Here is a 20,537-nt window from a genome sequence, read left to right on the forward strand (position 1 = left end):
TGAGAACCAGTGTCCACGGAGGCGTCGGTCGGAACTCTCGCCAGGGCAAGGACCCCCCCTCCGGCTCGACGTGCGCGGCGCCCGGGCTGGCGTAAGGCATGCTGTGGTCCGGGGCGGTGGGGTTGGTGAGCCGGGTGGCGCACACGACGGTGTGCCACCCGGTGCGGTCAGCTTCGGGTCACGTTCACCAGCACGGTGACGGCGGTGATCATGAGCATCATCGCAGCGAGTGCCCCGGCGACCGGAGCTGACCAACTGGGGTGGTGATGGAGCAGGAACAGGACGCTGCCGCCGACGAGCAGCGTGACGACGACCAGCAGCAGGATCAGGAGCAGAGAGGTCGCGCTCATGACGCGCGTCCTTCCTGCTCTGTCTGCTGCAGCAGCGTGCCCGCGGGGGCGGCAGAGCGCTGGATGGAACGGCGTTTCTGCTCGGCAGCCAGGCGGTGGAGCTTCTTGCGCACCCGCTCGCCGTAGGACGCGGGCAGACCGACGCCGCGGGCAGACTCGGCCCAGGTTCCGGCATCCTGTGCCCAGCGGGCGGCGACCGCTGCCTCATCGGGGTGGAGCCAGCGGAGCACCCTGCGGACCCGCTCGTCACCGAATTGATAGTGGAGAGCCAGGCCCTCGGGTGTGCGGCGGTCGGGGAGGACGCCTTCTGCGGTGAGGCCGTCGCCAATGGTGGCACCGGTCAGCCCGATCCGCTTGCCCTTCACCTTCCGTTCCCACAGCGGTTGCCATCGTCGGCGTTCGACCGCGGTGTACTCGTTGAGGATCCTCAGCAGCTCGGGGTCGGTCAGGTAGCGCCCCAGTTGGTGGACCCAGTCGCCGAGCAGAGCGTCGATTACCCCGTCGCGGCTCTGCTCAGGCTGTGCGATGCCAAGTACGTTGCGTGCGAAATCGTCGACGACGGTGTCCCGGCCCTCAATCGCGGCGTTCCGAGCGCCGAGGGCCAGGAGCAGAACCTCCCGCTTTGGCAGATCGACGCATCGGTACTCGCCGGCTGCCCACGTGATCGAGCCATCCACCTCGTTCGTGTCCAGCTCCAGCCATCGCCTGCCACGGCAGACAAGGGCGTGCACCCCGTCCTCGTGTCCCTCCGGATAGTCCCCGAGGAGAAGGATCCGGAACAGCGCCTGCAGGTAGGGGTTCACCGGCATCTGCTCCGAACCCTCCCAGCATCGCTGGGCCATGCTCGGGAACATCCGACTGGCATCCAGTTCAATGGCGATGGGCGGGAGACCGCACGCGGCTGTGATGGTCATCGTCGAGAACTCCTCCCGCGGGGCTGTTGTGACGGTCAAGGTCGCTCCTCCGGTCCTTGGGGGCAGGTTCCCCCACTCCTAGGCCTGGGAGGCAGACCGGAGCGGCAAAAAATCTCCGCAAGCCTTCTGCGCCCCTGTCACCGCAGAGGAGGCCGCCCGCGCCGAGGCCCGCCAGCTGCACGACCGGGCGGCGGCTGACAGCACCCGGTCAGACGACGTGACGATGCCAGCAGGGTGAGATCCTGCCCTCCCCAGCGCTGGGCCGACGTGGCGCGTGGCCCGGTCGAATTGGTGCCCACGCTTCGCCGTGGACCAGGGTGCCGACGACGTCGCGCGCGAGGTCGGAACCCGGGTTGTCGCCGAGGGGGCACGCGCTGACTACTGCCGGGCCTCGGTGGTTTCCCGGATCGCTGTGGCGACCTTCAGCAGCGCGTAGGCGACGGCCGCTAGGCCTTCGCCGATGGCATCGGTCTGGTTCTCGTCCCCCTGGCGCCCGCGGCCATGTCTGCTTTCCGATCCGCCTGGTGCCCGCGGCAGGTCCACCAGGGCCGGTCGGCCTCGCTGGCTCCCATGGCCGGAGACGGCTTTGCGAAGGGCGGACGCATGGCTTTGCCCGTTCTGGCTGTGTCAGGATGCGAGCCTTGGTGTCGAGGCTCTAGGCGGCTGGTGTGGTCAACGTGCTGGTGTGACTGGGTTGTTCGGGTTGAGGCGACTCGTTTCGAGAGTCTGATCGGTGCGGTTTGTCTGAGTCTTTGCAAGTGGGTGAAAATCGGTCTGGGCTCTGCTGAAAGCCCTGGTCATCGAGTCTGCTCCCCGCGCAGGCGGGGATGGTCCCGCCTTGGCTCAGCAGGTGCGGTCCGTCCTGGACTGCTCCCCGCGCACGCGGGGATGGTCCCCCGGCCGGCTTGGCTGACGGCCCCTGTACCGGCTGCTCCCCGCGCACGCAGGGATGGTCCCCTTACAGATGCCGGATCTAAGATCGCAAGGTCCTGCTCCCCGCGAACGCGGGGATGGTCCCCTGGCCCGCGACCCAGACCGCACCCTCCACCACTGCTCCCCGCGCACGCGGGGATGGTTCCCCCACCTGGTGGAGCAACACCGAGCCGCCGCTGTGCTCCCGCGCCCGCGGGGATGGTCTCACCACCCAGCCGACCACCACGCCGCCCCCCATTATCTTCTCCATGGCCCCGCAATGAGGCTCCCGGCCTCCGGGCCCGGCATGACTTCTCCCCCCCTGTTGGACGACATGATCCGGGGGGTGTCACCGGTCCCGGGGCATCGGTAGACCGCTGATAAGGGCAGGACCGCCATAGTTTCGGCAGGCTCTTCATAACGTGGATGCCGGAGATCGGTGCCGCAGGTGAGGCCGGGTGGGCAGGACCTCTCGCTGGAGGAATGCACGTGACCGAGCTCGACCAGGTGAACGTCTTCGTGGGCCTGGACGTCGGCAAGGGTGAACACCAAGCCACGGCCCTGACTCCGGCCGGGAAGAAAGCGTTCGACAAACGACTGCCCAACAGCGAACCCAAGCTCCGCGAGCTGTTCACCAAGCTCCAGGCCAAACACGGCACCGTTCTCGTCGTAGTCGACCAGCCCGCTTCCATCGGGGCCCTGCCTCTGGCCGTCGCCCGCGACGCGGGCTGCCGGGTCGCCTACCTGCCCGGCCTGACGATGCGGCGGATCGCCGACCTCTACCCCGGCGAGGCCAAGACCGACGCCCGCGACGCGGCGATCATCGCGGACGCCGCCCGCACCATGCCCCACACCCTGCGCGACCTCGCGCCGACCGACGAGACCGTCGCCGAGCTGGAGATGGTCGTCGGCTTCGACGACGACCTCGCAGGCGAGGCCACCCGCATCAGCAACCGGCTCCGTGGCCTGCTGACCCAGATCCACCCGTCCCTGGAGCGGGTCCTGGGCCCGCGACTGGACCACCCGGCAGTCCTGACCATGCTCGAACGCTTCGGATCCCCGGCCGAATTGAGGAAGGCCGGACGCCGCCGACTGATCAGCCTCGCCCGGCCGAAAGCCCCGCGCATGGCCGAACGCCTGATCACCGACATCTTCACCGCACTCGACGAACAGACCGTCGTCGTCCCCGGCACCGACGCGGCCGCGCTGATCGTCCCGAGCCTGGCCGGCTCCCTGCGGGCCGTCCTCGACCAGCGCAAACTCATCGAGAAGCGGATCGAGGACCTGCTGGAGGCCCACCCTCTTTCCAAGGTCCTGATCTCGATGCCCGGCATCGGGGTCAGGACCGGAGCCCGCATCCTGATCGACGTCGGCGGCGGCACCACCTTCCCCACCGCCGCCCACCTCGCCGCATACGCCGGACTCGCCCCCGTGACCAGGAGTTCCGGCTCCTCGATCCGGGGTGAGCATCCAGCCCGGCGAGGCAACAAACAGCTCAAGAGAGCGTTCTTCCTCGCCGCGTTCGCCTCCCTGGCCGACCCCGCCTCCAGGACCTACTACGACAAGAAAATCGCCCAGGGAAAACACCACGTCCAAGCCATCCTCTGCCTCGCCAGACGACACGTCGACGTCCTCTTCGCGATGCTCAGAGACGGCACCTTCTACGAGTCACGACCAGCCGTCCCGGCTTGACCAAACCCATAAGGGCACCCCCCGCGCCCGCGGGGATGGTCCCTACAAGAACGTGACCCCGGAGACGGGCCCCGAATGCTCCCCGTGTCCGCGGGGATGGTCCCGCGATCAGGCTCCCGTGGGGGCCTGGCCGGTCATGTTCCCCGTGCTCGCGGGGATGGTCTCTTCTGTGCTCCGGCCTCATCGCCACGCCGCCGGTGCTGCCTGCGCTTGTGGGGATGGTCGTCCTGTTCTTCTAGTGCTGATGTGCCTGGAGATGCGTTCCGGTCTCGTAAGGCTGTGGTGGTGAGGGCTGGGGCGGAGGTCCGGGGCGGGGTCTTGCTGGCTCTGGCAGGCTGTGTCGGGTCACCCCGCGTCGGCTCCGCCTGCTCCTGCTCCTGCACCAGGAGGGCGCCGAGTATTTCCGGCGTGCCCTGCGTAACCTCCAGGCTGAGGCCCCTGCAACCTGCAGGCCGAGGCTCCTGCTCTGGTGGGCCGGAGGCACTGGGTGCAGCAGAGCTGTTGGTACTGCACCCCGGCCGGTCTGGTTGAGGCTGCTGCCTTGGGTGAACTGTTCCCAGCGGGTGGTCGCGGCACCGGCCGTTGTGCGGCGGCCGGGGCCGGGTTGCGCGAGCATGTCCTCGCGTTGGTCGAGACCACCATCGTCTTCTACTGCTCCGGTGTGGCGGATGCGGGCGATTGGCAGCTTGAAGTTGTTCACCCCGCCCCTGGTGGTGCCTTGATTCGACGCTGTGGTCTTGTTTGCTGACGGCGGCACCGCGTTCGTCGAGCTCCACTGCACCATGTCCTGTGCCCGTCTGCTCGCCAGGCTGGAGCGCTGCGACGCCTACGGCATCGCCCCGCCGACCGGCCGCGGCAACGCCGACGCCCCCCTCGCCGGCGCTGGGAGGAGCACTACGACGCCCGCAACGGCGTCTACTTCGAGGACCGGTATTTCCCGCCCGTGCTGGTCGTCTTCGCCCCTGCGCCGCGCCGGGCTGCGCCGGGGACCCGCGAGGCCGCCTTCCACGACCGTGCGGCCGTCGTTCTGAGCGTGCGGCACGGGCAGCTGATCGTGGCGACCACGGCCCTTCAGCGGCTCACCGAGCATGATCCCGACCGGCCGGTGTGGCGGGTGGGTGGCCGGTCGCGATGCGAGGCACTGGCCTCTGAACGGGCTTCCCAAGGCCCGCTGAGGAGGTGAGAAAGGCGTGTCCCGGTGGGGCAGCAGGTGGCTGCCCCTGTGCACCGCCCCCTTTGCGTCCACTCGGGGATGGCAGGAGGGACGAGGCAGGCATCCTGGATGCCGTCGCCCCTCCCATGAGGCGGCAGCTCTGCGCTGCCCGGCTCTCAGGCAGCGTCGCAGGACACCGCGCAGCCTGCCACGCGGCGCCGGTTCGGCCGGGGCGGTCGGCACCGTGGGCGTGTAGGGCGGCGGCGGGGGAATCGGGGGCTGGCCAGTGCCAGAGCTTCCACCCATCCCTCTGTGCTGGCGTGCAGGGGCGTCCAGTGGTCAGCATCGATCCCGAACTCCCCTCCTGGCCCGATCATGAACCCGTGGGCCATGGAGACGCGACAGCTGCCGGCCGGGAACCGCCACCCGTTCGCGGCCGAGCCCTCGGGGGCACCGGCTTCCAGAACGCGCGGGCCGCCCTCGTATTCGGGGGCCGGGGGCAGGGCGAGACCGCCCCAGCGCTCTTGGGAGGCGACAGCCCGGTCGATCTCGGCATCCGGAATCCCTTGCTTGAGCCATGCCTCCCGGAAAAGCTTGAGGTCGCGGTGTGGAACACGCAGCCCGTGTCCCGCGACGAAGTAGCGAGCTCGCCGGCTCACGCCTTCAGGCGCCTGAGGAATCAGCGGCACTCGGGGGTCTGCCGTCACGGTTGCTGCCTCTCATATGGAGAGGTTGGTGCGGCCGGATGCGGCGGTGCCGACAGCTGCGGAGCGCTGGACCAACGGACGGGGTCGCCACCAGGGCCGCCGGTGAGCCAGGAACCGTCGCCCAAGGGAACCACCTCGTACGGGTTGCTCGCCTCAACGGTGAACTCGCCGCTGAGGGTGCCCGTGCGTACGTCGACCAGGTGGTGACGGAACCACTCCTCCTCGTCCTGACTCTCACCGCCCAGGGTGACGATTGCCGTGTCCTCGCTCAGGTAGCCGCCGCTCCATTCCACGAAGGACTCCTCCGGGTCGTACCCGAAGGCTTCGACAGGGAAGGTGAAGAGCACGTCCCCGTTGGGGTGGGCATGGAAGGCGACGTCCGCCTGCCCGTGGTCCACGGTCATGAACTGGCGCCCGGACGGAGCCAGGTCGATCAGGCAGCGGTCCTGCCACGGGTAGGTTACGAACTCCGGCTCGCTGTCCGCCCCGCCCGTGCCCCTGAGAATGACGGAGCCGTCCTGGCCCTCACCGATATCGATGTAGATGCTGCCGTCCACGGGATGCAGGTGGTGGAAGGCGCCGTGCCCGACCGTCTCCAGTTCCCGGCGGGCGACAACCACACCGCTGTCGGCGTCGTGCACGACCCACTGGTCCCCGCCCCCGCGTCCCGCCATCGCGTCCGGCCGGTAGACCCACACCGTACGGCCGTCCAGAGACAGCGCACAGCCAGGCCGGTGGCCATGGCGTACGTCGGAGTGCGGTTCGAAGTCCGAGGCCCACATGAGGTCGCCGGCGCGCGTGAAGCAGACGACTCCGTTCAGCGTCGTGTACACGACCCGCTCCAGATCCTGCCGGACCACCGACGCTACGACCTCCTCGCCATCCCTCGGCTGGAAAATCGCTGCTGGCTCCAGCGTCCCGTAGACGCCGGCGCCCACGACGTAGGCGTGGATCCGCCCGTCACGGAGACGCGTGATGACCTTCGGTGGCGACTCAGGAATCATCCGCTGAGGCTAACGCCCGGCTCGGGAACCTCATGGGCCGGGGCGGTGTGGGCCCGAGTTGGGTGGTGTGACCCAGCACCGCAGTTGGCCCCACTGGATAACTCCGATGCACAACCACAGACCGGTTGCTCAGAACAAGGAGTCCCAGAAGACCTCTTCCGGGTCAGGTTCTTCTGGGTGGAGCATGCAGCGTCTGCAGCGCAGGAGTCCTGGTTCGTTGGTGCCCGAGGCGGCTCTCATCCACGGCAGAGCCTCCATGGCGTGTGCGCGCTCGTTGTCGGCGAGGGTGCCGACGGTCCGGCGGAGCTCCTCCGGTGCGGATTGGTCGGTGAGGCAGAGCCAGCCGACCGCCGCCGACAGACGGGCTTCGGGGGCCTCCGCCCGGTCGTGCCACCGTTCGCGCAGCCACGTGACAGTCGGCGGGTGCGGGTGGGCCCGAGTGATCTCGGCGGTGGCCAGGAGCAGGGCGGCGCGGACCATGGCGTCGCCTTCGGTGGCGAATCCGTTAGCCAAGGCAGCCCGGATGGTGTGGGCGGGGTCGGCGGCGGTCGCCAGGACGTAGGCGGCGTCGACGCGGACGGTGGGGTCGGAGTCTCCAAGAAGGGGCAGGAGTGCGGTGGTGGCGGTGGTGATCGCGGCTCGGGCGGCGGCCACCGACCAACCGGCCGGGTAGCCGGTCACCTCGTAGCCGTAGTCGTCGTGGGTATCGGGGGCGTGGCGCCGGGGATCGTTGCGGTGGAGGAGGAATTCCTCGCAAGAGGCGACTCCGTGGTGCCTGGCACGGGCGGGGCCGGAGAGGACGGCGAGGGCGGCGGTGCGGTGTGGGTGGTGGGCGTTGGTGGCGAGGGGAATGAGGAACGGCACGGCGAGGGCGACGGCGGCCCGGCTGTCGTCGGCGCACAGGCCCCACAGCACACCCGTCGCGTCCATGACCGGTTCGCCGCCAGCGCGCAGGAGGGAAACCGCCTCCCGGACATCGTGCCCATGGGGGAAGTTACCCCACGGGACGGCATCGAAGTCCAAGCCCTGTCGGGGCTTGGACAAGATGCCGGCCACCGCCGTCCGCACGTCGAACGGACCCTCCGAGAACGAGGCCAGGTCCGCCCCGTCCGTCACTTTCCGGCACATCGCGAACGTCGGATCGGTCCGCCAGTCCTTCACGTCACACCCTAACCGTCGAATCCCCGGAACTTGATCATGGCTGGCCCGGCGGCCCACCGGAAGCCTCTCGGCGGTGATCCAGCGGCTCGTACGGGGCCACCCATCATGCACAGGGACCAACCGGAATGCTCAAGGGCTACCTACCGAGCTCAGTCACAGGTAGGCACGGGCTAGCAACGCTCAAGGGCCAACGAGAGCGCTAAGTCTCAACAACGCAGCGTTACCGAAGCAAGATCCGCCGAGTACGGCGCTCGTCCGCCAAGTAAAGATCTCGGTGTGCGACACGAAGTCGCTCCATGTAAGTAAGGACAGCCACGTGAAGGAGGTATCGATCGGCTGAACTTCGGGCCAGTGTCCAGGGCCCGTCCCCGCGCTCCCATGCGTCGCTGGTAACGGCGGGGTGTGAAGCGGAGCGTTCAAGCCCAAGAGCGTCCCGGCCATCGGGGTGCAACAGGCGAGGGGAAGGCTGGACGGGCGAACGCAAGTGAACCCTTGATTGCGCATACCTGCAGCACCGCCTCCGGCTGCCCGGCAGCCACGAGAGCACCGACCGGCTGCTGCTGCGGCACTGCCACGACCAGATCACCGCATGCGAGCACCAGCTCGCCGAACAGCCCAGGCCCCCCGCCACCAAGTCGTCGACGGGGCCGGCACGGCGTGGCTCGGGGAGCAGGCTCCGGTGTGATCGCCCGATGACTTTACTTGTCACGCAAGGGATCTGTTCGATGACGAGCCGTGAACGTGAGGCAGGCCGCCCGGGGAGGGAGGATGGAAGGAGCAGGAAGGGCGGGGGTGCTGCCGGGAAGGGGATGGCGATCATGGATCTCGTACTGCGTCCGGGGACCGCGGACGATGCCGTGGAGTGCGGCAGGATCTGTTACGAGGCGTTCTCCAGGATCGCCCGGGAGCACGCGTTCCCGCCTGACATACCCAGTCCCGAGGTGGGTATCGCGCTGATAGAGGCGGGGCTGACCCACCCAGGGTTCTACAGCGTGGTCGCCGAGCTCGACGGACGGATCGTGGGGAGCAATTTCCTGGACGAGCGCTCGTCCGTCGTCGGTATCGGGCCTATCACCATCGATCCTGCCGTACAGAACCGGGGCGTGGGCCGCCGGTTGATGCGGGACGTGATGGACAGGGCCGCCGAACGCGGCGCGCCGGGGATCCGGCTGCTGCAAAGCGGTTACCACACCAGGTCGTTCTCGCTGTACGCGAGCCTGGGATTCGCGTTCCGGGAGACGGTGGCCTGCATGCAAGGGCCGGCGATGTCGCGAGCGGTGCCCGGGCACCCCGTCCGGGAGGCCACGGACGCGGACCTCGTCGCCTGCAACGAGTTGTGCCGGCGGGTCCACGGAGCCGACCGCGGCGGCGAGGTCGCCGACGCGCTCAAACAAGGCACGGCCCGGGTCGTGGAGCGCGAGGGGCGAGTCACCGGTTATGCCACGGATCTGGCGTTCTTCGCGCACGCCGTGGCCGAGACCACCCCGGACCTCCAGGCCCTGATCGCCTCGGCCCCCGCCTTCGGCGGCCCCGGAATCCTCGTGCCCGCGAGCAACAGCCTGCTGTTGCAGTGGTGCCTTGCAAACGGCCTCCGGGTGGTGCAGCTGATGAGCCTGATGACCACCGGCCTCTACAACGAACCCGACGGGGCGTACCTGCCCTCGATCCTTTACTGACCACCCCTCGGCTGCGCTCCGTCAGGCTGGCTGCCCTGCAGATCTCCTGCGGCCGTACGGACACCGACGCGGGCGGAGCGAGCCCCTCGGGGGCCCGGGCCCCGTCGTGCCGGTACATCGTATGCAGGCTCAGCAGATCGCCGTGGACGCGCAGCAGGGCCAGCAACTCGCGCGAGCGGATCGCGACCTTCGTGACCGCGACCTGGTCCGTCTGCTTCAGGGTCTCGCGCAGGAGCACGTAGGGCTTGGTCGCCGCGGCCCTGCTGGGAGCGAGCAGGTAGGGCCGGTCGAGCTGCGGTGGGTCGGTCTCGCCGGCGCCGGCGAACGCGAGGACGTCGATGAGCCGCTTCGAGGGCACCGGGAGCTGCTCCGGCTCGGCGTCCGTGATGACTGCCTGTGTGCCGTCCCGTTCGAGGCCCTTGGCGAGGTGCTCCCACGGAACGGTCTCGCCGCAGGCCTCGCAGGCCTTGCAGGTCCGCTCCTGACGGATTCTCCCGCCGTCCTGGGCGTGGGACCTGGTGCAGCCGCACGTCGTGCTCCTCGACAGCGGTCACAAGATCCACCGGCACGGACACCGGCCCCGAACCCGGTGGCACCTTTCCCCATGGCTCGCGGCATACGACCAGCCTGCAGCCGCGGAGGAAACCGCGCACCCCGGCACCGGGCATGCCGGACGATACGAGAGTGTCAGTGGTGGAGGCCGTTGTCGTCCGCTGGCGACAGGACCGGTCGGGCGCGACGGGTCACTTTTTCAGCAGCCCGGCGGGCAGTCGGACCTGGAACGACGCGCCGGCCGGGATGGTGACGTCGTCTCCGGAGGCGTTCTCCACGTTCAGTACCTGCTCTCCGTCATCGGATTGCCCGATGCCGGTGGTCGTGAAGTAGTGGAGCGGGAGTCTGTTCCGGAAGATGGGATTCTGCATGGTTGGTTGCTCCGTGATCCAGTGCGGACGGGAAGAGCGGGGACGCTCTCGTCTACCTATGACCCGCCCGCCACGGAGACAACCGCGCGGCCCCTGGGAACCAACCCGAACAGACGCCACAGCCACGCACTGCTCGACGTCCTGCCCGGCCACGTCGCGTACAGCCTACGGATGCTTTCCGAGCCGTCACCGCCTGCTGACACACCTCATGTCGCCGCCCACGACGTACTGACGTCGTCCGACAGGGCGAGCGCCTGGCGTAGCCCCGGAGTCGCCGGGCCGCCACCCGCCAAGAACTCCTGCCAGGTTAAATGTGGGGGTTAAAAGTAGGGGTGAGTGCTGCTGTGCGGGGGTGTGGCAACTCAGGAAGAGCGGTTCGTGTCTGTTGATGCCCTGCTCGAGGAGGAACCCCAGCTTCCTTCCCGGCGGAGCGGGCCCGGCTGCGCGAGGCTGCGGGCAGCACGCAGGCCCGTCTGGCTAAGGCGCTGAAGTCGGCCACGCAGACGGTCAAGAACGGGGAGAGCGGCCGCTCGGAGCCGAAGCCGCCGTGGCTGGGGCGTACCAGCGGCTGCTGGCCGGCTGGGCGGCGAAGTACCCGCCCCACGGCACCACCCCCGCACCCGCGCGCCCGAGGCCGTTTCCGTCCCGCCGGCTCCGCAGCCGACCCCGGAGGCCGTGACAGAACCGGCCGCGCCCGAGCAGGCCGCCCCGGAGGCGTCCGCCGCGCCGGACACGGCGGAGGCGGAGCGCCCCGCGGCCCGGCCCGCGACGGCGTCACGCCGCCCGGCTCGTAAGCCCGCCGTGGCGAACCCGGGCGCCGCGCCCTCCCCGCACGGCCCGCTTGCGGTCCTGGACGGCGACGGTGCCGCCTCCGGCGACGGTGCCGCCTACGGCGTCGACGGCATCGTCCTGGACTGCCCGGCCTCCACCCTCCCCGAGCTGGTGGAGTGGGCCCTGATGGAGTCCGGGCTGGGCGCGCCGCGCCTGCACCGCAACGGCCGCGACGCCGACCCGCTGATCGTGCTCACCGCCGCGGCCGCCGCGGTGAAGCCCGGCCTGCCGGAGCGCCTGGAGGGCCACGAGCAGCGCCGCTCCCTGCGCCTGGACGACGAGCACCCCGTGGTCGAGCAGATCACCCGCGCGCAGTGGAAGCTCACTCAGCGCGGGTTCGGCCCGTGGGCGCGCATCCACCGCCCCGCCCGGGCCGGTCAGCGCCAGTGTGTGCAGTTCGCCCTGCTGTCCTGGGACGCCCTGGACGAGCGCTCATGGCCGGGCGTCGCGGACATGGAGCCGGCCGAGATCGCCCGCGTCCTGGGCACCTACGCCCGGCGCGTCATCACCCCCCGCGGCTCGACGGCCGTCTCGGGCCTGGAGCTCATGACCGCGCTGCGCCCGCCGACCCGGGCCGTGCAGGGCCGCGCGACAGGTCAGTGGATCTCCGGCCACAACCCCGGCAGCCTCGGGACGGAGCCGGTGGACCCGGCGCCGCCGGAGGCCACCCCCGAACACCCCGTGGTCGTGGGCAGCGGCTGGACGCGCGGCTTCCTCGATGAGGAGGCGTACCAGTGGGTGCGTGACGTCGGCCTGCTCAGCGGTGAGGAATGCGCGCTGCTGTACGCGGTCGGCCTCGGCCTGAACACCGCGTTTCCTGGCCGCTGCAGCCCGCCTGAAGGTGGGCCTGTCCGGACCCGGGCATCTGCAGCACCCGGTGTTCGACAAGGCCCTCCCCGGCTCCTGGCTGGTGGATCTCTCCCACATCGAGATGGACCCGCGTCTGCCGTCGCTGTTCACCCCGTCCGGCCGGCGTCCGCAGGGCCTGGCCTGGTACCGGACGTATACCGTCGCCTACGTCCAGGAGCTGGGCTGCAACGTCGACCCCATCGAGGCGTACGTACGCTTCGAGACCGGCGCATACTTCACCCCGTGGCACGACCGGCTCAAGGACGCCTACGTCGCCACCCTCGCGGACCTGGGCGTCAGCAAGGAACTGGGCGACCGCGCGTTCCTTGCGGCCGTGGAGCAGCATGAGCAGACCGTCCCCGGCATGGCAGCCGTCCGCGCGGCCGTCAAGGCCACCGTTAAGGGCGGCGTGGGCAAGCTGCGCGAGCGCCTGCAGGGACGGCGCTACAAGGACGGTGAGCGGTGGCCGGCGCTGGAGCGTCCGACCTGGCGCCCGGACATCTGCGCCGCCGTCATCTCCAAGGCGCGGGTCAGCATGCACCGCAAGCTGTCCGACATGGCCCGGATGACGGGCCTGTACCCGCTCGCCGTGCTGTCCGACTGCGTGGTCTACCCAGCCCCGGCAAGAGCCCGCTGGACTTCCTGCCGTCCAGCGCCTCCGACAAGCCGCAGCCCGGCGGCTTCCGCCTCGGACCCGCCCCGGGCCTGGCCGAGCTCGAAGGCGTCCAGGAGATGGCCTGGGCGGTGGTCCTGATGGAGAAGGGCCTGAACCCGGCCCGCCGCATTAAGGGCGGCGACGCCGTCATGGACGAAGGGGAGTAGAGCTGTGGGGGAGATCGAGGACGCCATCGAGCGGGCCGGCCAGGAAGCATTCACCCGGGAGCCAGCCAAGACCGTCCAGGCCCGCGTCAACTTTCTGCTCAAGTACCTCACCCCAAAGGAGATCGGCCAGGAGATCGGCGTCACCGCCGACTCCGTCAACCGCTACCGGCGCGGCAGCCGGAAGAACCCGCCGGAGGACGTCGCCGTGAAGATCGACACTGCCGTACGCTCCCGCTGGCAACCCCAGGTCCGCAGACGCCGGCGCAAGCAGGCCGCCGCCCGCACCGGCATCACCGTCGAGACCCGCGCCCGCTTCGGCTGCACAGCGTCAATCGGCAGCACCGACGACGGCCGTTTCCGCCGCCTGACCGTGAACCTCCCCCCGGCGTACGCCCAACGCCTCTTCGATGCACGCAATACCGGCGCAAGCGACCAGCAAATGAGGGAAATCATCGCTGAGGGGTTCAAAGAGATCTATTTCCAGGACGGTGGAGCCCGCGCAATGGGAATCTCAGAGGTAGCCATTACCGGTATCGACTACCTGGATCTCGGCTTCTGAAGAGCCTAAGGGCAGCGGGTAGAGATCTTCAATCCTGCGACTCTCAGGGCCAGGACCGAGGAAGTTGTCCAGCTCCCTCGATCCTGGCCCTCGGCGGGCAGCTGCTACCGGGGCCACTTGTCGTAGATCGTTATGAAGTTTGCGACCACCGAAACGGCTGCGGCCACCGTGGGGGCCCACCGCCGGATGAACTGGGTTCTCCTCAGCCGAGGCAGATGCGGCCGCTCATTCTGATCCTCCATCAGCACTCCATGACGAAATTCGAACTTACTCGGTTCGCGAGGCCGGTCCTCCAGCGGGACCGGGCTTGACTCCAGCACGAGAGCTTAGGGGCGAAGAGGCCTCACGTCACGGGGGAAATGGCCTCTGACCTGCGGGTTTGGTGGCGTTCTCCGTCGCCGGCGGTACGGAGGGCGACATCGAAATTCGGGATAAATGAGACACCCGTCGATGACTGAAATGAGGCACGGAGGGCGCTGACCTGTCGACGTTTCACCCGTGCGACTTCGGGGAAAAATGGCCAGGGCCACCTATGCCCAAATCAGGGGGGACGCATCCGCTCTTGGAATTCGAACCCATAGGCGAAGTAACCACTATTCAGTTTGAATAGTGGTAGACATCACCAACGCAGGGCCACCGGCCAACACGCCGGCCGGTGGGCGGCCGGTCAGAAGGCTGCGAGGGCAAAGGCCGCCGCAGCGAACACGGTGATGTGGGCCGTCTGATCCACCTGGGCCGCGCCTCCGCGAGCGCCCCACGCCGTCTGGCGGGCACGCCGCCCATGGGCGAACGACAAAGCGCCCCGGCGACCGCACCTGGCCGACGGGTCACCGCACCGGGGCCGGCTGGGAACGGCTCAGGTTCGTGATCGGCAATGAAAATGGCGCGTGTTATGTGTCTGTTTCGGGTTGATCAGGGCTATTGTGCGGAGCGCGGGCCGGGGACGGTCCTGGGGCTTGCGGTTCGCCCGGGCGGATGTGCACGGTGCCTCGAGGGTGTGATGCCCGGTCCTCTTCCACGACCTTTCTCGTGCCGAGCGGCCCGTCTTCAGCCGGCCGCTGCCCGGGCAGCGTGCCGAACGGACCCGCGATGCCACACACCCGCGACGCAGCGCGCCGTCGTACCTGCGAAGAGCTGCTGGGGATCCCCACCGGCGACTTGCCACGCAGCCCCAAGGGGCTGCCCGCCCTGGACCCCGACACCTCGGCCGGCCAGCAGCGGTTCCAGGCCCTGCTCGCCACCTGCCTGATGAACGGCCACGGGCAGCAGCCGCACCCCTTCGAAAACCCCACGCGCTGTTCCGCGATGGCCAGTATCTGCCTCTACCTGAACTGGATCGTCGCGCGGCCCGACCGTCTCGATGTTCACACCAATACCGCCTGCCGGGTCGCCTCCCGCATGATGCCCCTGCTCCACCAGGGCAGCCGCGTCTCCGGTATCCCCGGCCTGCGCCTGACCGGAATGGGGAACCGGCGGCTGCGGCTGCGGCACCTGCCCACCGGCGCCCGGATCGACCTCGTCGACTCCCGGAGTCAAGGGCGCCGGCCGCGACTTCGGCCGCGTCCTGGCCTCGGAGACGCGATGGCACAACAACCTCGATGTCGAGCCCTTGTGGAGACAGCCGTCCCTGACCGAGGCGGAAGCCGCCCACGCCCACCGCTGGGCGCACACCCCGTGCACCCCGCTGCCCAGCGCCCTCATGGTCCGTGCCATGGTCCTGTGGAGCTCGCTCCGCATCCGGCCGGCATGGGAAGAACCGACACCGCGGATCCCGTACCGCCTTGTCTGGAACGCCGGGCCCGGCGCGCAGGAAGTCGCCGACTTCCTGCTGCGTACGGAAGCGCGAATCCCTGGCGCCACGTACGAGCCGCAAGGCCTGACCACGGTGTGCTGCGCCTGGAGGGCGGAGGCGTCACGTTGACCAGGGCCCCGCATTACACGTAGCCGCGTGCGACGCTGCATGTCGCATTCCACGACGTGGGCCTCAGCGCTGGCCTGGAGCTCGTGCTGGGGCCCGTGCGTCGAGGGAGGAACGCGTCTTTCAGACGGCTACCGCCTCGCTGGCTCCCGTGGCCGGGGGCGGCTTTGCGAAGGGTGGGCGCATGGCTTTGGCCTTTTCTGCTCTGTCAGGATGCGAGTCTTGGTGTCGAGGCTCTAGGCGGCGGGTGTGGTCAATGTGCTGGTGTGACTGGGGTGTTGGGGTTGTGGTTGAGTTGTTTCGAGGGTCTGATGGATATGGTTTGCCCGAGTCTTTGCGAGTGGGTGAAAACCGGTCTGGGCTCTGGTGAAAGCCCTGGTCGTCGAGTGTGCTCCCCGCGCATGCGGGGATGATCCCCCACCATCTGCGCCGAGTTCGCCCGCCGCCACGTGCTCCCCGCGCATGCGGGGATGATCCCCAGGATGGCACGGCGGAGTTCGCCGATCTCACGTGCTCCCCGCGCATGCGGGGATGATCCCTTCTCCCCCTCCGTCTTGCTGCTGGCTTTGTTGTGCTCCCCGCGCATGCGGGGATGGTCCGGCGGATGTAGAGGCGGGGTTTCTCTGCAGGGGATGGTCCCGTCGCGCCGTCCACGGTCGTGTACTGCAGCGCCTGCTCCCCGCCCCTGTGGGATGGTCCCGAGACCGTGGACCTTCGGATCGGAGAGCTGAAGTGTTCCCCGCGCTTGCGGGGATGGTCCCTACCTCCAGCGCGTAGAGCGCGTCGTGCCGCGGTGCTCCCTGCGCCCGCGGGGATGGTCCCGCGGCGGCCTACGCTGGGGCCGGCTTCCTGGTGTGCTCCCCGCGCCCGTGGGGAGGGTCCCTGCTGGCCACTGTTCGAGACCTGTGCCCGGTTGGGTTGCGCAGTGTCAATTGGCGCCGTCGATGACGGTTGCTTCCGCAAGGCTGACCGTGCACCTGACCCCTGCCCCCTACCTCCGGCCTGCGTCCACTGCCTCGTTGCCGTACGCGATTCCGGCGCAAGCGATCAGCACATGCGGGAAGTCATCGCCGAAGGATTCAAGGAGGTCTGTTTCCAGGATGGCGGATCCCGCGCCATGGGACTCTCAGACGTAGCCATTACCGGCATTGACTGCATGGATATGGGCTTCTGAGAACGAATCCGTGTCCGGGCCGCTCCGGCCCGGGCACGTACTTTGTGCTGGCTGCACTCCGTGTGTCGGGGTGGGGAGGCCCCCCCGGGCGGGGCGCTCCGCCCGGGGGGTGGGTGCTGGTGCCGGGCGGGGCGATGATCCGCTCCTCAGGCTGCACTCATCAGCAGAGAAACGGTCTGGACGTGCCGTGCTCAGCCATCGATGCTGTGCCTCCCCGGGAAGGGGCCCCGGTAGGGCGCGTGGGCGCGTACGCTCGGATGGGTGCTCCGGCTCTCCGGGAGGTACCGGCAAGGAGGTGAGATGTCCAGCGGGGAGGAACAGCAGTGCAACGCTTGCCAGGGCGATGGCTTAACCGGGAAGGAGCAGCACTCGGTTGAGCTCGACGAGAATGGCGAGCAGGTGGCCGTCACGCGCCGTTTCATATCTGCCTGCACTGACTGCGGAGGCACGGGGAAGACGTGACGAGCCGTAAGAAGGGGGCTTTGGTTATGGAGCAACCCGAGCGAATGCGTCCGGTGTTCACCTGCGTGAGTTGCGGGTGCGTCTATCTGCCACCGAAATCCATGGACTACCCGGATCTGGGTCTGCAGGCCTCGCCCCTGCACTGCGGTGAGCCCAGGTGCCGACAGCAGTGCAAGGAGCTTCCGGAGGCGGTACGTGCACTGCTGAGCAGGGCCGCATGGTCACGGGCTGAGCAGTGGATGGACCGAGAGCCGGCCCCGCTCCCCGACCGGGCACGGCGAACGACGCGACCGGCGCGCCCCGGGGCCGGCCGCTCGAAGCTGCGATAGCCGGAGGACTGTGCCATACCCGCTGATCTGCGGCGCGCGGGTCGTCAAAGGCTTGGCGCTACGTCGACGAGACCCTCGAGGTCCTGGCCTGGTGGGCCCCGGGTCTCCGTGAGGCTCTGGCCGGCCTGGGTGAGGGCGGTTTCGTCATCGTTGACGGCACCCTGATCCCCACCGACCGGATCGCCGTGACGCAGCAGCTGCCTCGGGCCCTGGTCGCGGACGGGGGGTCTGGTGGTGGGGGAGTCCGGGGGCGCCCTCTTTCGAGGCGCTGCAGCGTCGGGCGGTCGCCGGCCGCCGTGATGTGCCGCGGCTTGCCGCGTCCTTGCCCGCGCTCGTCATCTTTTCTGTCAGGTCCAGCGTGTTGGACGGCCTCGCCTGTCAGCGGCTCTTTCGAAGGCCGTTTCGGGCGACGTTCTGACCGGCACGGCTGGGAGGTGGCGTCGCACGGCCCGTTCGTCGAGGGCCGGGCCGCCTGACCGTACCGGGACTGCGTACGGTGATCTGGTAGGCCGAAACCGTGTGGAGGCGTATGCCTGGCGTGGCCGGCTCGCGGGTGGCGGAATGAGGAGGTGACAGCCTGTGCATGGTGTGTCGTATCCCGGTGACGGGTCCGAAAGCTGAGGCGAAAGCGTAGGCGGGAGCCACCTGATGGAATGCAGCGCCGAGCACTCGCGACGTCCGGAAGTCATCCTCGTACACGACCCCGTTCCCTTCGGCGCCCTGGAGGCCCTGCAGGAGACCCCTGCTGCCGAAATGGAAGAGCGCATGCTCTTCCGGGAGCAGCCGGATACCGAACGCTTCGCCGTTCAGCACCGGGCTTTCACCAAAGCCATCGCCGATGCGGGGGTGGCCTACCGCTACCTCGCTGACCTGGTGGAGGAAGCGGAATGCTTCTCCGCGGCGTACACCGACCCGAACCTGATGTTCGCCCGTGACGCCGCGATCACTCTTCCCTGGTCTCCCGACGTCTATCTCCCCTCGCGCATGGCCAAGCCCCTGCGTCGCGCCGAAGTCCCTATCCTCTCGGCAGCCCTGGAGGCCCTGGGCCTGAGCCGCGTGGAGTGGGGAGGGCAAGAGGACGCGTATCTGGAGGGCGGAGACGTCGTTCCCTTCTCCCGGGAGGGCAACCGCTGCCTGCTCGTGGGCTATGGCCGCCGCACCACCCTCGACGCCGTGCGCCAGCTGCGCAAGGCCCTGATCCCGGACCTGGCCGATGAGATCTTCGCCATCGAGCTGGCTCCCTGGCGCATGAACCTGGACGGCGGCTTGCTGCCTGTCGCCGACGATGTCGTGGTCACACATGCACCCAGCGTCCTGTCCACCCTCCACCTCGACGCACGAGGAGAACGCCGCGTCGATCTCTTCGCGGCGCTGCGCGAACTCGGGATGACCATCGTGGAGACCAGCCAGGATGCCTCGTGGCTCCAGCAGACGTGCAACTACCTGTGCGTGGGAGAGCGCACCGTGATCGGGTACAACATGGCCACACCCGTACTGCGCGACCTGCGGCAGGTCGGCGTCACCGTCATCGAGGTGGCCGGCGACGAACTGGTCAAGGGACGGGGAGGCCCTCGCTGCATGTCGCGGCCCGTGTACCGGACGCTCCCCGCACATTCAGGCTAGGAGGGACACCCCACCGCCGGCACCGAACACAGACGTCGCGTCGGCCGGGGAGATGAATCCGCCCTGGCCTTGCAGGTATGAGCCAGCCCCATCGTTCGCCTCGCGTCGTAAAGGACCTCTCACACCGCTCTCAAGTCAGCCAGGTGACCTCTGGGGGTTCGGGTGGGTTGCCAGGAGCGATCTGGCGAGAAAGGGATCCACGATTCGGCCACACTCCCTGTATTCCCTGGAATCTCTCGACGTCCGCCCCTAGGCTGCCCGTCGACATGTTCCGTGCACAACGGAGGGATTCCGGATGCTACGGATCAGCAAGAAGGCAATCGCAAGCACTGCCGCCGCCGTCACTCTCACTGTCACCGGGATACTCGCCAGTGCCACCCCCGCCACAGCAGACATAATGTCTGACTACTGCCCCTACGGCAGAGCCTGCATTACGTTCGCGCAGGGCGTCTACGCCAATAAAGTGTGGGTCTTCGAAGGCTGCGGATACCACCCCGTCAACGACAAGTTCAAGTTCGCTCAGGCCCACGGCAACCCATTCACGATCTTCTACGGCTCGCCAGACAAATGGGACCACGTAGAAGCTCGGCAGGGTCGTCGGTTGGACGGACTCAGCATCGCCACCTACGTGGAAATCTACTGCTGAGTCCCCACATCCGGACCGCTGGTGGCCGGCCGAGACGGCCGGCCACCAGCTCTCGCGCCTGCCCTCAAGTGCCGGCCGTGGTTGGTGCGACGACCAGGTGGTGGGGTTGCGCGAGGCCCACGACCACCACCTGCCGGAGATCACCCTCGCCGCCCTGCGCTACACCCGCGCGAACGACCCGACCTTCCCGCGTCCGGCGGGCAAGCGCGGCGCCGAGCTCCTCTACAAGGTGGGCGACCTCAAGCGATGGGCCCGTAACCGGCCGCGCGCCGCCGTCGGCACCACCGACCTGAACCGACCCGCACACGGCCGGGGCCCTGGGGATGCGCCCACCACATCCACCAGGGCCCGCATGCCGTAGGCGCCGTCCTCAGCGAAACCGCGGCCGCTGCGTCACGCGGGAGCCGGCTGCGGCACGTCGAGGGCGTCGGCCACCTTCCGGGCCATCGCCGCCATGTGGGGCGGGAAGTAGGTGTCCAGAGCGTCGACGTCGTCGCAGAGCCTGGCCTTCAGCCCATGCAGACACGCCTCGGTGAACAACTTCTGCAGATCGTCCTCGGGCGTGAGCGCATCCTCAGCACGACGTCGTCGGCTTCGGGGGCGGGGCCGCTGCCACGGCTCGCTAGGGAAGACGGCGGGGGCCGGGCCCTGTCCGGGTTCCTCGGGCGGGTCGGGGCCCGGGCCGCACCGGCAGGCGCACGGGTCCCAGCAGCAGGGCTGCCGAAGGTTCTAAGGCTTCGCTGCGACCTGACGTCTAGGAATCGAAAGCAAGCAAGCCTTCATGCCATGCTTTCGATGCCCGCTGCTGCTGGGGGGCTGGGGAGGCTGTTCG

Annotated in this window: 12 protein-coding genes and 3 pseudogenes; 8 read left to right on the forward strand and 7 right to left on the reverse strand. The window is 68.9% G+C overall.

All coding sequences use genetic code 11. The annotated features are described in order from the left end of the window. Positions 1-167: 167 nt before the first annotated feature. On the reverse strand, positions 168-350 hold the full coding sequence (locus tag ACSNOH_RS09710) for a hypothetical protein (protein ID WP_436720841.1): 183 nt from the start codon (positions 348-350) through the stop codon (positions 168-170). Continuing rightward, entirely contained in the window at positions 347-1,264 is a 918-nt protein-coding gene (locus ACSNOH_RS09715; RefSeq protein ID WP_436720842.1) for a hypothetical protein, read from the reverse strand. Before ACSNOH_RS09715 ends, ACSNOH_RS09710 begins: the two co-directional genes overlap by 4 nt. 1,401 nt (positions 1,265-2,665) lie before the next feature. Between ACSNOH_RS09715 and ACSNOH_RS09720 the strand changes: the two genes are divergently transcribed. Beyond that, entirely contained in the window at positions 2,666-3,868 is a 1,203-nt protein-coding gene (locus tag ACSNOH_RS09720) for an IS110 family transposase (protein ID WP_436720843.1), read from the forward strand. A gap of 1,856 nt (positions 3,869-5,724) precedes the next feature. Here the strand turns inward: ACSNOH_RS09720 and ACSNOH_RS09725 are convergent. Continuing rightward, positions 5,725-6,732 carry a hypothetical protein gene (locus ACSNOH_RS09725; RefSeq protein ID WP_436720844.1) on the reverse strand — a complete coding sequence of 336 codons (1,008 nt, stop codon included), beginning with the start codon at positions 6,730-6,732 and terminating at the stop codon, positions 5,725-5,727. A 129-nt stretch (positions 6,733-6,861) separates the two neighbouring features. After that, the gene (locus ACSNOH_RS09730; protein WP_436720845.1) at positions 6,862-7,662 is read right to left on the reverse strand and encodes a hypothetical protein; all 801 of its coding nucleotides are present in this window, start codon (positions 7,660-7,662) and stop codon (positions 6,862-6,864) included. 1,049 nt (positions 7,663-8,711) lie between these two features. Between ACSNOH_RS09730 and ACSNOH_RS09735 the strand changes: the two genes are divergently transcribed. Beyond that, entirely contained in the window at positions 8,712-9,569 is an 858-nt protein-coding gene (locus ACSNOH_RS09735; RefSeq protein WP_436720846.1) for a GNAT family N-acetyltransferase, read from the forward strand. 100 nt (positions 9,570-9,669) lie between these two features. Here the strand turns inward: ACSNOH_RS09735 and ACSNOH_RS09740 are convergent. Together ACSNOH_RS09740 and ACSNOH_RS09745 are read right to left on the reverse strand one after the other, a co-directional pair. Next, positions 9,670-10,116: pseudogene (locus ACSNOH_RS09740) on the reverse strand (Ku protein); the annotation flags it as partial. Between the two features lie 196 nt (positions 10,117-10,312). Beyond that, on the reverse strand, positions 10,313-10,492 hold the full coding sequence (locus tag ACSNOH_RS09745; protein WP_436720847.1) for a hypothetical protein: 180 nt from the start codon (positions 10,490-10,492) through the stop codon (positions 10,313-10,315). Between the two features lie 354 nt (positions 10,493-10,846). On the opposite strand from ACSNOH_RS09745, the pseudogene tap reads away from it, so the two are divergent. From tap to ACSNOH_RS09775, 6 genes and pseudogenes are all read left to right on the forward strand, one after another. After that, positions 10,847-12,994: pseudogene (gene tap, locus ACSNOH_RS09750) on the forward strand (telomere-associated protein Tap). 4 nt (positions 12,995-12,998) lie between these two features. Then, complete coding sequence (gene tpg, locus ACSNOH_RS09755) at positions 12,999-13,553, forward strand: telomere-protecting terminal protein Tpg (protein WP_436720848.1); 555 nt, start codon at positions 12,999-13,001, stop codon at positions 13,551-13,553. A 3,933-nt stretch (positions 13,554-17,486) separates the two neighbouring features. Further along, a pseudogene (locus tag ACSNOH_RS09760) lies at positions 17,487-17,630 on the forward strand (IS5/IS1182 family transposase); the annotation flags it as partial. A 454-nt stretch (positions 17,631-18,084) separates the two neighbouring features. Next, the gene (locus ACSNOH_RS09765; protein WP_436720849.1) at positions 18,085-19,059 is read left to right on the forward strand and encodes a dimethylarginine dimethylaminohydrolase family protein; all 975 of its coding nucleotides are present in this window, start codon (positions 18,085-18,087) and stop codon (positions 19,057-19,059) included. A 295-nt stretch (positions 19,060-19,354) separates the two neighbouring features. Further along, a complete protein-coding gene (locus ACSNOH_RS09770) occupies positions 19,355-19,705 on the forward strand; it encodes a hypothetical protein (protein WP_436720850.1) in 351 nt (116 codons plus the stop codon). A gap of 106 nt (positions 19,706-19,811) precedes the next feature. Beyond that, positions 19,812-20,066 carry a hypothetical protein gene (locus ACSNOH_RS09775; RefSeq protein ID WP_436720851.1) on the forward strand — a complete coding sequence of 85 codons (255 nt, stop codon included), beginning with the start codon at positions 19,812-19,814 and terminating at the stop codon, positions 20,064-20,066. 32 nt (positions 20,067-20,098) lie between these two features. Here ACSNOH_RS09775 and ACSNOH_RS09780 read toward each other — a convergent pair whose 3' ends face one another. Further along, entirely contained in the window at positions 20,099-20,245 is a 147-nt protein-coding gene (locus ACSNOH_RS09780; RefSeq protein ID WP_436720852.1) for a hypothetical protein, read from the reverse strand. Positions 20,246-20,537 lie beyond the last annotated feature (292 nt).

It is taken from the genome of Streptomyces sp. URMC 127, from assembly GCF_051386535.1.
Classification (GTDB): domain Bacteria; phylum Actinomycetota; class Actinomycetes; order Streptomycetales; family Streptomycetaceae; genus Streptomyces.

Excerpts from the sequence above, each read along its gene's own strand:
- ACSNOH_RS09710 (WP_436720841.1), bottom strand. The coding sequence starts at position 350 with ATGAGCGCGACCTCTCTGCTCCTGATCCTGCTGCTGGTCGTCGTCACG.
- ACSNOH_RS09735 (WP_436720846.1), top strand. The coding sequence starts at position 8,712 with ATGGATCTCGTACTGCGTCCGGGGACCGCGGACGATGCCGTGGAGTGC.
- ACSNOH_RS09715 (WP_436720842.1), bottom strand. The coding sequence starts at position 1,264 with ATGACCATCACAGCCGCGTGCGGTCTCCCGCCCATCGCCATTGAACTG.
- ACSNOH_RS09745 (WP_436720847.1), bottom strand. The coding sequence starts at position 10,492 with ATGCAGAATCCCATCTTCCGGAACAGACTCCCGCTCCACTACTTCACG.
- ACSNOH_RS09725 (WP_436720844.1), bottom strand. The coding sequence starts at position 6,732 with ATGATTCCTGAGTCGCCACCGAAGGTCATCACGCGTCTCCGTGACGGG.
- ACSNOH_RS09765 (WP_436720849.1), top strand. The coding sequence starts at position 18,085 with ATGGAATGCAGCGCCGAGCACTCGCGACGTCCGGAAGTCATCCTCGTA.
- ACSNOH_RS09770 (WP_436720850.1), top strand. The coding sequence starts at position 19,355 with ATGCTACGGATCAGCAAGAAGGCAATCGCAAGCACTGCCGCCGCCGTC.
- ACSNOH_RS09730 (WP_436720845.1), bottom strand. The coding sequence starts at position 7,662 with ATGGACGCGACGGGTGTGCTGTGGGGCCTGTGCGCCGACGACAGCCGG.